Annotated in this window: 8 protein-coding genes; 4 read left to right on the forward strand and 4 right to left on the reverse strand. The window is 72.1% G+C overall.

Annotated elements, in window-relative coordinates:
* The first annotated feature begins 274 nt into the window (after window positions 1-274).
* Complete coding sequence (locus Aco03nite_RS16195) at window positions 275-7,573, forward strand: type I polyketide synthase (protein ID WP_203795990.1); 7,299 nt, start codon at window positions 275-277, stop codon at window positions 7,571-7,573.
* Here Aco03nite_RS16195 and Aco03nite_RS16200 read toward each other — a convergent pair whose 3' ends face one another.
* Window positions 7,574-8,419, reverse strand: a complete 846-nt coding sequence (locus Aco03nite_RS16200; protein WP_203795991.1) for a helix-turn-helix transcriptional regulator — start codon at window positions 8,417-8,419, stop codon at window positions 7,574-7,576.
* A 157-nt stretch (window positions 8,420-8,576) separates the two neighbouring features.
* Between Aco03nite_RS16200 and Aco03nite_RS16205 the strand changes: the two genes are divergently transcribed.
* The gene (locus Aco03nite_RS16205) at window positions 8,577-9,467 is read left to right on the forward strand and encodes an SDR family oxidoreductase (protein ID WP_239145200.1); all 891 of its coding nucleotides are present in this window, start codon (window positions 8,577-8,579) and stop codon (window positions 9,465-9,467) included.
* Here Aco03nite_RS16205 and Aco03nite_RS16210 read toward each other — a convergent pair.
* Together Aco03nite_RS16210 and Aco03nite_RS16215 are read right to left on the reverse strand one after the other, a co-directional pair.
* The gene (locus tag Aco03nite_RS16210) at window positions 9,449-10,036 is read right to left on the reverse strand and encodes a nucleoside deaminase (RefSeq protein ID WP_203795993.1); all 588 of its coding nucleotides are present in this window, start codon (window positions 10,034-10,036) and stop codon (window positions 9,449-9,451) included. The two genes, Aco03nite_RS16205 and Aco03nite_RS16210, sit on opposite strands and share 19 nt — an antisense overlap.
* A 7-nt stretch (window positions 10,037-10,043) precedes the next feature.
* Window positions 10,044-10,418 carry a MerR family transcriptional regulator gene (locus Aco03nite_RS16215; RefSeq protein ID WP_203795995.1) on the reverse strand — a complete coding sequence of 125 codons (375 nt, stop codon included), beginning with the start codon at window positions 10,416-10,418 and terminating at the stop codon, window positions 10,044-10,046.
* Window positions 10,419-10,469: 51 nt separating this feature from the next.
* On the opposite strand from Aco03nite_RS16215, the gene Aco03nite_RS16220 reads away from it, so the two are divergent.
* Window positions 10,470-11,189 carry a mycothiol-dependent nitroreductase Rv2466c family protein gene (locus tag Aco03nite_RS16220; RefSeq protein WP_203795997.1) on the forward strand — a complete coding sequence of 240 codons (720 nt, stop codon included), beginning with the start codon at window positions 10,470-10,472 and terminating at the stop codon, window positions 11,187-11,189.
* A gap of 22 nt (window positions 11,190-11,211) precedes the next feature.
* On the forward strand, window positions 11,212-12,021 hold the full coding sequence (locus tag Aco03nite_RS16225) for a DUF4262 domain-containing protein (RefSeq protein WP_203795999.1): 810 nt from the start codon (window positions 11,212-11,214) through the stop codon (window positions 12,019-12,021).
* On the opposite strand, the gene Aco03nite_RS16230 is transcribed toward Aco03nite_RS16225, so the two are convergent.
* Complete coding sequence (locus Aco03nite_RS16230) at window positions 12,018-13,445, reverse strand: nitroreductase family protein (RefSeq protein ID WP_239145207.1); 1,428 nt, start codon at window positions 13,443-13,445, stop codon at window positions 12,018-12,020. The two genes, Aco03nite_RS16225 and Aco03nite_RS16230, sit on opposite strands and share 4 nt — an antisense overlap.
* Window positions 13,446-13,542: the final 97 nt, after the last annotated feature.

Genomic DNA, 13,542 nt, shown 5'->3' on the forward strand with positions numbered 1-13,542 from the left:
ACGGCCGCGGTCACCGCAAGCTTCGATCCCGGCCGACGACCGCGGCCGCCGCAAGCTTTGATCCCGGCCGACGACCGCGGCCATCGAAAGCGCTGGTCCCGCCTGGCGGCTCGGCACCTGACCTCGGGTGCCGGGCCGCCGCCGTATTCGCGGTTCGGGTCGTTGTCTTCCTGGACCACCCGTAGGCCCTGGCGGCTCGGGCACAAGTCCCCGCCGTCATCGACCGCGGAGAGCGATGCGCGGGTGACTTGCGGGGGTCTGGCACCGTGTGCCGGTGCCCGAATCTATTGTGGAATTCCTGGGTCTGCACGCCGAGCGGCAACCCGACCGGATCGCGGTGACCTCTGGCGGCCGGCAGATCACCTTCGCCGGTCTGGAGCAGCGGACCAGGGAATTCGCCGCCGGGCTGGCCGCGCTGGGTGTGGAGCGCGGCGCGCGGGTCCTGATCTGCCTGCCCGCCGGGATCGACGCGATCGTCGCCACTCTCGGCACGGTGCGGGCGGCCGCCGTCGGTGTGCCGGTGAATCCGCGTTCGACCACCGCCGAGCTGGAGCAGTATGCCGAGGACTGCACCCCCACCCTGACCGTGACCGCTGACAACGTCGCGGAGATCCTGGCCGCTTCTGGCGCGGAGGCCGTTTTCGGCGCGGAGGCCGCGGGAGCAGAGCAGGCAGGGAAGGCGGGGCGGGCCGAGTCGGCGGGGAAAGCCGGGCAGGCGGGACAGTTCGAGGGGACTGAGGAACCGGAAGCCTCGCCCGCGGTGGTCGCTCGGGACGATCTCGGGCTGGAGGAGGACGCCTGGATTCACTACACCTCGGGCTCTACCGGGCGACCCAAAGGTGTGGTCTCCAGCCAGGGCAGTTGGCTGTGGATGCTGGAGCAGTCACTGGTCGGGCACCTCGGCTTCACCGCTGACGATCGGCTGCTCTGGCCGTTGCCGTTGTTTCATGCGCTGGGGCACGCCCGCTGTGTGCTGGCCGTCGCGGTTGTCGGGATGAGTGCCACGGTCCTCGACCACACCGGCGACGACGAGCTGATCACCGCTCTTGAGACCAGTGCGCCGACGATCTTCACCGGTGTCCCGACGGTTTATCACCGGCTGATCGCCGCGCTCGGTGACCGTCGCCTGGACCTGCCCGGCCTGCGGATGTGTGTCACCGGGGGAGCGCCGTGCCCGCCACAGTTGCGGTCTGCCGTGCGCCACCTGCTCGGCGCACCTCTGATCAACAGCTATGGGAGTACGGAGACCTGCGGCGCGATAGCCATGGAGCACCCGGACCGCGAGCCGATCGCGGAAGGCTCGGTGGGCCGCGTCATCCGGACGGTGCGCATCGCCGATCCGGCTACCGGAGCCGAGCTGCCGGCGGGCGCCGAGGGTGAGGTGCAGGTCGGCGGTAAAGCCCTGATGAAGGGCTATCGCGGACTGCCGGACGCCACCGCCGAAGTGCTGTCCGACGGCTGGTACCACACCGGCGACCTGGGCCGACTGGACGGCGACCAGCTCGTGCTGACCGGCCGGGCCCGCGACCTGATCATCCGGGGTGGCGCCAACGTGCACCCGGCCGAGATCGAGAAGGTGCTGCTGGACCTGCCCGGTGTCGCCGACGTGGCGGTGGCGGGCCGCCCCCATCACCGGCTCGGCCAGGTCGCGATCGGCTACGTGGTGCCGAAGAGCCCCGACGTGGAGGCCCCGGCACTGCTCGCGGCGGCCCGGCGGCGAATGTCCGCCGCGAAGGCACCCGACGAGATCCAGATCGTGGCCAGCATCCCACGAACCGCCTCGGGCAAGGTGATCCGCGACGAGCTGGGAGCGCCGCGGAGACCGGGCAAGACGGTCCGCGACGACCTCGGAGCGTCGGACAAAAACGGCGTCCCGATGGGGACCGATGACCCGGTGCAAGACGATGACCCGATCGTCATCGTTGCCATGGCCTGCCGGTTTCCCGGTGGGGTTCGGTCGCCGGAGGATCTGTGGGCGATGGTGGACGGCGGCGTGGACGCGATCGGCCCGTTCCCGTCCGACCGTGGCTGGGATCCCGGCCTGTACGACCCGGATCCGGACCGGGCCCGGCACACCTACGTGCGCACCGGCGGCTTCCTCGACGGCGTGACCGATTTCGATCCGGCTCCGTTCGGGATCGGCGCGACCGAGGCGGTGGGCATGGACCCGCAGCAGCGGCTGCTCCTGGAGACCGCCTGGGAGCTGTGGGAACGCGCCGGCATCGACCCGGGCACGGTCCGCGGCAGCGACACCGGCACCTACCTGGGGCTGATGTACCGCGACTACGTCGGCCTGACGTACCGCGGCAACGGCACGCTGGAAGCCGACCTGGAGGGTCACCTGGTCCTCGGCTCGGCGGGCAGTGTGGCGTCCGGCCGGATCAACTACACGTTCGGGCTGACCGGCCCGGCCGTCAGCGTCGACACCGCCTGTTCGTCGTCGCTGGTCGCGATGCACTGGGCGGCCCGTGCGCTCCGGGCCGGGGAGTGCTCGATGGCGATCGCCGGTGGTGTCACGGTGATGTCCACGCCGGACCCGTTCGTGGTGTTCAGCCGCCTGCGGGGGCTGGCCCCGGACGGCCGGGTCAAAGCGTTCGCGGCCGACGCCGACGGCACCGCCTGGGCCGAGGGCGCCGGACTGCTGCTGCTGGAGCGGCTCTCCGACGCCCGTCGGCACGGCCACCCGGTGCTGGCCGTGCTGCGCGGGACCGCGATCGGCTCGGACGGCGCCTCCAACGGGCTCGCCGCCCCGCACGGCCCGGCCCAGCAGCGGGTGATCCGGGCGGCTCTGGCCGACGCCGGTCTCGGGCCGGCCGACGTGGACGCGGTCGAGGCGCACGGCACCGGCACCCTGCTCGGCGATCCGATCGAGGCGCAGGCACTGCTGGCCACGTACGGCCGGGACCGTCCGGCCGGGCAGCCGCTGTGGCTCGGCACGGTCAAGTCGAACATCGGCCACACCCAGGCCGCCGCCGGAGTCGCCGGAGTGATCAAAATGGTGCAGGCGCTGCGCCACGGACGCCTGCCGCGCACCCTGAACGTGGACCGGCCCAGCGAACACGTCGACTGGACCGCCGGCGACGTGAGACTCCTGACCGAGGCGCGCCCGTGGCCGCAGACCGGCCGGAGGAGCCGCGCCGCGGTGTCCTCGTTCGGGATCTCCGGCACCAACGCCCACGTCATCGTGGAGGAGGCCCCGCCCGCCGACGATCTGCCCGCGCCGGGTGATCAGGAGGGCCTGCCGCTGCTGCTGTCGGCCGCCGACGTCACCGCTCTGGCTCACCGGGCCCAACAACTGACCGGTTCAGATCACCGGTCGGCGACGACGGTCGGCGGCAGGAAGGCCGGTCCGGATCACCAGTCGGCGACGACGGCCAGCGGCAGGAGAGCCGGTTCGGATCACCAATTGGCGACGGCGGTCGACGGCGGGAAGGCTGGTTTGGATAGCCGGTCGGCGGCTGCGGCCGGCGGTGGGAAGGCGCCGGATCGGCTGTCGGCTGCTGCTGTCGGGGCCGGGCGGGCCTCGCAACGGCACCGGGCGGCACTCCTGGGCGGGCCCGCCACCTGGCCGGACGCGCTCGCGGCACTTGCCACCGGGCACCGGCACCCGCGGCTGGTGACCGGGGACGGCCGCCCCGCCGGCAAGGTCGCGTTCCTGTTCCCCGGCCAGGGCGCCCAGCGCCCCGGCATGCGCGACCTGCTGCCGTACGACGTCTTCCGTACCGCCTTCGACGAGGTCATGACGGCGCTCGGTGACCCGGTCCCGGACAACGCCGACGTGGACCGGACCGAGAACGCCCAGCCGCTGCTGTTCGCCTACGGTGTCGCCGCCGCCCGCCTGCTGCAGTCCTGGGGAATCGTCCCGGACGTGCTCGCCGGGCACTCGATCGGCGAGCTGGCCGCGGCCCACGTCGCCGGAATCCTCACCCTCCAGGACGCCGCGACCCTGGTCGGAGCGCGAGCACGGTTGATGGGCGCGCTTCCGGCAGGCGGTGCGATGGCCGCGATCGACACCGACGAGGCTTCGGTACGGGCACAGCTGCGCCCCGGAGTAGTCATCGCCGCGGTCAACGGCCCTCGATCGGTGGTGATCTCCGGCGACGAGCCCGCCGTGACCGCTTCCGCCCAGGCCCTGCGCGAGCACGGGCACCGGGCCACGATGCTGCGGGTCAGTCACGCCTTCCACTCGGCGCACATGGATCCGGTGCTCGGCGAGTTCGCCGCGGTGGCGGCCGGGATCACCTACCGTCCGGCGCGGATCCCGGTGCTCAGCACCCGCACCGGCCGGCCTGCCGTCGGCGACGATCTGCGGTCGGCCGAGTACTGGACACGCCAGTTGCGGGAGCCGGTGCGCTTCGCTGACGTCGTACCGGAAATGCCGGATCTTGCCGTTGAACTCGGACCCGTGCCCACACTGGCGCAGCATGTCCCGCAGGGCACGATCCTGGCCACCATGGACGGCGCGGCGACCCTGTGGGCGCGGGGTGTCGCGGTGGACCGGGCGGCGCTGCTCGGGCGGCCGGATCCGCGGCGGGTGGCGGCTCTGCCCACGTACCCGTTCCAGCGCCGCCGGTTCTGGATCACCGGCAGTGGGCCGGAACGGTCAACGGCCCTGCTCGACAGCATGGTTGCCGAACCCGGCACCGGGCGGCACGTGGCGACCGGCCGGTTGTCGCCGACTGCGCAGCCGTGGCTCGGGGACCACACGATCGGCGGGGAGACGCTGGTTCCGGGTGCGCTGTTCGCCGAGGCGGCGCTGGCGTTCGGGGCGTGGGCCGGGGTGCCGGTGGTGACCGAGATGGTCATCGAACGGCCGCTCGTGCTCGCCGGCGACGACGTGGACCTGCGCCTGGTACTGGACGCGCCGGAGCCGGACGGCAGCCGGGCCCTGGAGATTCGTTCCGGGCACACGCTGCACGTTTCCGGTCGGTGCGCGGCCGGCGACGAGGAGCCGGGGGAGTGGGACTGGGCCGGGGAGTGGCCGCCGGCCGGTGCGGAACCGGTCGATCTCGGCGGCTTCTACGACGACAGCGGCTATGGGCCCGCGTTTCGGGGTGTGAGCGCTGCCTGGCGTACCGGCAATCAGGTCTTCGCCGAGGTGCGCCTGCCCGCCGCCGCCGGGACCAGCCCCGACCCGCATCCCGCCCGGCTTGATGCCGCCCTGCATCCGGCACGGCTGATCGATGACCGGAATCAGACACCGCGCGTGCCGTTCGTCTGGTCCGGGATTCGTCGTTTCACCCCGGTCGCCGCGGTACGGGTACGCATCCAGTCCTCCGCCGCGGACCGGGTCCGGGTGCAACTGGCCGGGGCGGACGGGCAGCCGGTGCTGGAGATCGGTTCGCTGACGTTGCGGGCGCTGCCACAGCCGTTGTACCGGATCTCGCTGGCACCCGTTCCTCCTGGTCAACGTGTTGCGGACCCGGTGCTGCTGGACGCGTCGATGCCCACGGCGGTCAGCCCGGAACAGGTCCGTGCCCAGTTCTGGACCGTGGCGGCCCGGCTGCGGGAGCAGCTCGCCGGAGCATCGCGGGTCGTCGTCACCACGGACTCGCCGGTGGTCGCCGGGCTGGTCCGGGTGGCCGCCGCCGAGTATCCCGGGCAGGTCGGCCTGGTCCACACCGACGGCACCGAGACGTCACGCCGGGTGGTGCCCGATGTCGTCCACTCGGGCGAGCCGGAGATCACGATCGTCGACGGGGTACCCGGCGTGCCGCGGCTGGTCAGGGCTTCGGTGCGGTCCGGTGCGCCCACCGGGTTCGGCGACGGGACCGTGCTGATCACCGGTGGGACCGGGGCGCTCGGCCGTCTCCTGGCCCGGCATCTGGTTTCGGCTCACGGGGTGCGGCACCTGCTGCTGGTCAGCCGGAGCGCCTCCGCCGTGGACATCGGGCCGGACGCTTCCGTCACCGTCCGGGCCGCCGATGTCAGCGACCGTGCTCAGGTGGCCGCGCTCGTGGCGGCGGCTGATCCGCCGATCACCGCGGTGATCCATGCGGCAGGTGTCCTCGACGACGGCCCGATCGCCACGCTCACCCGGGAACGGGCCGACGCGGTGCTGCGGTCCAAGGTCGACGGCGCGTGGCACCTCGACGAACTGCTGCCCGGTGACCTGGCCGCGTTCATTCTGTGCTCGTCGGCGTCCAGTCTGCGGGGCAACGGTGGTCAGGCCGCCTACGCCGCCGGTAACGCCTACCTCAACGACCTCGCCCGCCGACGCCGAGGAGCCCTCTCCCTTGCCTGGGGGCCGCTCGACCTGGACGGCGGCATGCCGTTGCCTTCCGGCCGGGCCGACGCCGGCATGCCGCAGCCCTCCGGCCGGCCCTCGTTGCGGCCGATGACACCGGCCGAGGTGACCGCCGCCTTCGACGCGGCCCTGCTCGGTGCGGATCCGGTGCTCGCGCCGGTCGTCTACCGGAGCAAGGAGCGTGCGGTGCAGCCTGCCGCGGTGCCGGGCCGTCTTCTGGCCGGTCTCGCCGGACCGGAACTGGTCACCGCGCTGGAGGAGCTGCTGCGCGGCGAGATGGCCGGCGAACTCGGCCACGCCGACCCGGCGATGGTGGACGTGCGGGGCGCGTTCACCGACCAGGGCCTCGACTCGGTCAGTTCGATCCAGCTGCGGACCCGTCTGGTCGCGGCCACCGGTGTGGCGATGCCGGCCACCGTGGTCTTCGACCACCCGACCCCGGCGGCCCTGGCCCGCTGGATCGCCGACCGGATGGGCTCGGCGCCCGGCGCCGTGCCGCCTCCGGCGCAGGACGTCGACGACAGCCTGGTCGGCATGTTCACCGCCATCGCGGACAGTGGCCAGAACTGCCTGGCGGTGAATCTGCTGATCAGTGCCTCCGCCCTGCCGGTCACCGACAGTTCGCACCGCGCCCCCGTGGGACCGGTGCCGTTGACCGAACGCCCGGACGGCCCGCTGCTGATCTGTGTGCCGTCCTACGGCCCGGCGGGCGCCGCCGAGTTCCGCGTCTTCGCGCAGGCCGCCGACCACGCGGTCACGGTGCTGCCGCTACCCGGCTACGACAGCCGTCGCCAGACCCCGGAATCCTTCGACGAACTGCTCGACATGTTGATCGACGCCGCCGTCCGCGCCGCCGGAGACCGCCCCTACGTGCTGGTGGGCAGGTCCAGCGGCGGCATGCTAGCCCACGCGATGACCGAACGCCTGGAATCCCTGGACGTCCCCGGCCCGGCCGGTCTGGTGCTGCTCGACACCTACGAGAACGACCTCAGCCTCCTGACCGACGACTGGATCGCCGCCCTGGTGACCACCGGCCTGAACCGTTCGACGGCCCTGATCGGGGCAGCCGCGGCCCGCACCGCGCTGCTGGCCACCGGTTCCCACCTGCGGCTGGTGCGCGACCAGCGTCCGTCCCCGGTGAAGACACCGAGCCTGCTGGTGGCGGCCTCGTCCCCGGTCCCGGGCATGCCCGCCGATTGGCGTACCGCCCGGTCGGTCCCGCACGAACGAACGGAGGTTCCCGGTGACCACGTGACCATGCTGGACCGGCACGCCGCCACCACGGCGGCGACGGTCACCCGATGGGCGGCGCGACTTCTCCGGTGATCAGGAGTTCGCCGTCACGTCCGCCGGTTCCCGGCCCCAGAGAGCCAGTAGCCGCAGGTTGTCGTGGGAGCGGCTGCCCGGGTCTGTGGTGTAGAGGAACAGCGTCTGATCGTCGTCACCCGGCAGCGACAGCGCCTCGTACCGGATGGTGATCTCGCCGACCGCCGGGTGGATCATGCGTTTCGTGCCGTGGGTCCGCTCGTGCACCTGGAGATCGTTCCACCACGTACGGAAATCGGGGCTTTTGATCGTCAGCTCGCCGACGAGTTCGTTGAGGCGTACGTCGTCGGGATTGCGGCCCGCGTAGAGCCGCAACGTGCCGACCACCTCGGCCGCCACCGTCTCCCAGTCGAGGTACGCCTGGCGGGCCGCCGGATCCAGGAACACCCAGCGGGTGTAGTTGCGGTGTCTCGGCGGCAGTTTCGTCCAGTCGGTGAGCAGGGCGTTCGCGAGCGCGTTCGAGGCCAGCACGTCGGTGCGGCGGCCGATGACGAACGCCGGATGATCGGTCATCGACGCGATCATCTGCCGCATCGCCGGGCGGACCCGCTGCGGTGGCGTCTCGACCGGGCGCCGGCCGGCCGGGCGGGACAGGTCGGCGAGGTGGGCCCGCCCGGCCTGGTCGAGGCCGAAGACCCGGGCCAGCGCGTCGAGGACCGCCTCCGACGGGCTGCTGTGCCGCCCCTGCTCGAGCCGGGTGTAGTAGTCGACGCTCACCCCGGCCAGGTGCGCGACCTCCTCCCGGCGCATCCCCGGCACCCGCCGCGCGGTCTCGTCGCCGACCAGCGGCGGCGTGTCCGCCCGGCATCGGCGCAGGAACTCACCCAGATCCGATCGCTTCCCCATCAGTCCATGGTCGTCCCTTCCCGGGATCAAAATCCAGGGCCTGGGTGGGTACGCCGTACCCCGGCAGGACAGGGCCTGCCCGAGGGTGTCGACAGCCCGGTGACCGGGGCGAACATGGTGATCGCAACAAGACAGGCACCGATCGAGGAGATCACTCATGTCCTACCCCACCGACCGGCCGGCCACCTGGTTCGTCACCGGCGCCTCCCGCGGCATCGGCCTGGAACTCGTCCGGCAACTGCTGGACCGCGGCGACAACGTAGCCGCCACCACCCGCTCGGCCGAGCGCCTCAGCGCCGGGCTCACCCGGACCGACCGGTCCCGGCTGCTGGCCCTGGAGGTAGACTTGGCCGACGAGAAGCAGGTCACCGCGGCCGTCGCCGCCACGGCGGACCGGTTCGGTGTTGTCGACGTGGTCGTCAACAACGCCGGCTACGGGTTCCTCGCCGCGATCGAGGAGGTCACCGACACCGAAGCCCGCAGGATGTTCGACGTGCAGATCTTCGGCGTCTGGAACGTGCTGCGCGCCGTCCTGCCCGGCTTCCGCGCTGCCGGCAGCGGGCACGTGATCAACGTGTCGTCGATTCTCGGTCTGACGACGTTCCCGGGCTGGGGCCTGTACAGCGCGGGCAAGTTCGCCCTCGAAGGCCTGACCGGTTCGCTGGCCGCCGAAACGGCCGGGTTCGGGGTGAAGGTGAACCTGGTCGAACCCGGTTACACCCGCACCGACTTCCTGCGCCCGTCGTCGCTGGGCCTGCCGGCCGCGGCCGTCGACGGATACCAGGCCATCCGCGACATGACCGAGGCCCACCTGGCGATGCCCGGCACTCAGCTCGGCGACCCGGTGAAGGTGGCCGCCGCGATCATCCGGGTCGCGGTGGACGGCGACGCCCCCCCTGCACCAGCTGTTCGGCTCGGACTCGTACGGTCTTGCCCAGGCCCGCCTGCAGGCCCTGACCGCCGACGTCGAGGCCGGCCACCGCCTGGCCGTCAGCACCGACATTGCCTGACGGCCGCGACTCGCCGACGTCAGGCGCGGCCGTTGTAGACCACGGCGTCGGTGCGTTCGCCGTACGCCCGGAAGACCGTGATCGCCTCGTCGCGAAGCACGTCGGAGCGGACCTCGATGCCGCGTCTGACGAACTGGTCCTTCCAGTCGTCGCGCATCGGGCCCTCGTCGAAACCGGTGAGTTCCTCCAGCTCCGGGCCCTCACCGGCGACGACCAGGCGGGTGACGCCGGACCACAGGGTGGCGCCGTAACACATCGCGCACGGGCGCCAGTTGACCGCCAGCTCCAGTCGGCGGGCGCCCAGGTTCCAGGTGCCGAGCCGGGCCTGGGCCAGCGAGATCGCCACCACCTCGGCGTGCAGCGAGGACAGGTCGAAGGCGAGCACCAGGTTGACGCCGACGGAAAGGATCTCGCCGGTGGCGCTGTCGCTGACCACCGCGGCGAACGGGCCGCCGGTGTCCTCCCGGTGGTTGCGGTCGGCGAGCCGGTGCACCAGGCGCATCCGGTCCTCGACGTCGGGCATCGCGGCCGGGTCCGGGGCGATCTCGTCGAGGACCCAAGCCGGGAGCCGGGCCCCGAACGTGGTGGGGAAGGCGGTGGTGTCCATGGCCCGATCATCCCCCACCCGGCGGCTTCACCGGCCCGGTTACCGCGTCCAGGTAGGCGTTGATCGCCGTCAGGTTCCGGGTCAGCGCGTCGAGGCGGTCGGCCATCCGGTCGCGTTCGCGCCGGACCCGGTCGACGAAGTCGGGAGCCGGGTACCGCGAGTCCGCGGCGGCGGCCAGACAGGGCAGCACCTCGCGGATGATGTCGGTGGTCAGACCGGCGTCGAGCAGACTGCGGATCTGCTCCACACGTACGACAAGTGGCTCGTCGTAGTAGCGGTAACCGTTCGCCTGCCGCTCCGGAGTGAGCAGACCCTGCTCCTCGTAGTAGCGCAGCAGCCGGGGCGCCACGCCGGTCCGTTCGGACAGCTCTTTGATCCGCATCCGCCAACCCCCTTGCCTTCACATCTATGTGAAGGTTAGAGGATCGGCGGTATGGGAGCTGACATCAATTTCTACTTCGACCCGATCTGCCCGTTCGCCTGGATGACCAGCAAATGGATCCGGATCGTGCAGGCGCAACGGGACTACAGCGTCGACTGGCGGTTCATCTCGCTGCGGCTGATCAACGCACACATCGACTACGACACCCACTTCCCGCCGGAGTACGACGCACAACACACCGCCGGGCTGCGGCTGCTGCGGGTGGCCTCCGCGGTCCGGGAGCAGCACGGCCGTCCGGCGGTCGGGCCGCTGTATGCCGCGTACGGCGCCCGGATCCTGGAAGTCGCTCCGGACGAGGACCGCAAACCGGGCTGGCAGGGCACCCCCGACCTGGCCGCCGGCGCGCTGGCCGAGGCGGGGCTGCCGGTGTCGCTGGCCGAGTTCCTGGACGACACGTCCCGCGACGCCGAGATCCAGGCGGAGTCCGACGAGGCGCTGTCCCTGACCGGCCGGGACGTCGGCACCCCGATCGTGCACTTCCAGCCGCCGGAGGGGGTGGCGTTCTTCGGCCCGGTGATCAGCCGGCTGCCCGACGAGGCCCGGGCCGCGGAGCTGTGGGACCACGTGGTCGGCCTGGCGTCGTTCCCCGGTTTCGCCGAGTTGAAGCGCAGTCTGCGCGAACAGCCGCAACTGCCGTCCTTCGGCGTGACCACCGATCAGGCCGGTAGGACCGAGGACTGGCACGCCGGCAGTCGTCGCCTCAAGAAGTAGAACCGGCCGATATCGTCGGGAGGTGAGCGACCGATCCTGCCCCTGCGTCATCTGCTCGGCGACACCGGCCGGGCGGGGCGCGTCCATCGTCGCGACCGTCCAGGAGCACGGCTGGACCGTGCTCCGGATCCCCGGCACCGTCGAATTCGCGTACACCCTCGGGTTGTGGCACTCGTTCCGGTTGCCGGAACTGGTCATGTTCGGACTCGACGGCGGGCACATGCAGGACCTGCTCAACACCGGTGTCGCTCACCTGCGCGAGCACGGCCGCCCGGAGCCGGAGACGCCGTTCGCCGGGGTCCTCGACGGTTTCGAGACACAGCTCCGGCCGGTGGACGAGTCGTGGCGGGACGCGCTTTTCGGTACGGCGCACCAGTTCTACCGTGGCTGGCCGGTTCCGGTCTGGCAGCTGGTCTGGCCGGACGCGCACGGGCTGTGGCCGTGGCACGACGGCGCCACGGTGAGCAGCCGGACCCGGCAGGCGTTCGCGTGGCTGCCGGTCGCTGACCATCCCGTCGGCGGCTGGCAGCTGGTCGGCCACTTCGCCGACGGGTTCCCGCTGCCGGCCGAGCCGGACAGTTGGGCGCTGACCACCCGCTCGGTCCTCGACGGCACCCGGGAGGCGACGACGGTCCTGTTCGACGAGGGCGCCTTCGACGTGCTCGACGACCGGGGTCACGATGCCGACGACCTCTGTCTCACCTACCTGGGCCTTCTGGTCCAGCGCCTGCCCACCCTGCCTCGGCTGGCCGACCTGGCCGGGAACACGGTCTCGGTGCAGCAGCGCGAAGCCAGCGCCGCCGCCTGGAAACGGGCCGACCGCTATCCCTAGTCGCGGTGTTGCATCGGGCGCACGTCGGCCGGTGCTCCGGGCCGGCCGCCCGGGGTGGACCGGTAGTCCGGGACGCCCACGCACGTGAAGAGCATCGCGTCCAGCGGGGCTCCGACCAGGGCCGGGATCTCGCTGTCGAGGAAGGTCATGCCGGTGGCGCTGGCGCCCATCGCGTACGCCAGCAGGTGCAGCCGTCCCTCGACCAGCCCGGCGGCCAGCTGCGCGGCCCGGTACCCGCGGTCGTCCAGGGCCGCCACGTCCGCGGCGGTGATCACCACGAACGCCGCGTCCCTGGTCAAGCCCTGATCCAGGCTCACCCGGAACAGTTCCGCACGCTGATCGCCCGAGTGGATCGCGCTGTCCAGGTCGGGCCAGCGGTACACACCCGGCGTCACCTCGTGCACGTCGTGGACCGCGACGAACTGCGGCAGGCCGATTCCGCGTACGGCGATCCGAAGTCCGGTGGTGAGCACGTCCCTGGCCACCCCGCGGGTCGGGTCCATCCGCCGTTGCGAGCCGCGGGTCAGCACCACCGTCTCGACCGGCCCGGCCCCGGTCTCCGGCACGTCGACCGGATCACCCTCGGCCCACGGCTCACCCAGCACGGTCCCGTCCCCGGCTCGCTGTGCCGCCGTGACCAGCGGGAACTCCAGCGGATCGGTGTCCACGTCACCGGCGACCGCGGGCCCGGACGGTGTCAGCGCGGGCGGCTGCGAGCCCAGCGCGACCACGGCGACCGGCCATTCGTGGACACCGTCCGCGCCGACCAGCCCGGAGACCGCGGCGTCGGGGAACGTGGTCCACAGCCGCGCCGGGATGCCCGCCGACCCGGCCAGGGCGAGCGTCTGGGCCAGCATGGTGCCCGCATCCCAGTAGACGTGCCGGAAGCCGCGCTCGCGATACTTCCAGCCGGTCCGCCACGGGATCCCGGTGACCACGAGCGCGACTCCACCGCCGCTCGGCGCGGGCGCGACCCGGACCAGGGCGTGACCGGCCGGGTCGTACCAGTGCACACCGGCCGGAAGCCCCGGGTGATCCTCCGGGACGAGCACGTACAGCTCCAGCGGGAAACGCGCGCCGGCCGAACCCGCCGCCCGGAACAGGTGGGTGATCCCGTTGCTCCGCTTGGAGGTACGCACGACACCCGCCGACAGGTGCAGCAGCCGGGCCAGGTGCGGCAGGTCGAGATCCCGGGCGGCGACCCTTGCGGTCCCGGCCAGCACGCCGACCGCCGGCGCCCCGGTCGGCGGCAGGTCCCGGGGCAGCTCGACGCGCGGCAGATCCCCGGCGTATCGCTTGTGGAACAGCGGGAAGCGCTCGAAGTCGCTGGGCTTCAGATCGAGGACGAGACGTGGGTCGGCGATGACGTCGTCCCACTCCCGTCCCGGCTCGTAGGAGGTCAGCCGGTGCAGGATCTGTGTCATGGTCTCCACTGCCCCGACCCTAGTCCGAGGGGTAGGGAACAGCCCCACCATTATCGGTACGGGTGGCCGCAGCTCTATCGTGCAGCGTGCGGCCGGC

Origin of the sequence: Actinoplanes couchii (assembly GCF_016862075.1) — a bacterium.
Lineage (GTDB): Bacteria > Actinomycetota > Actinomycetes > Mycobacteriales > Micromonosporaceae > Actinoplanes > Actinoplanes couchii.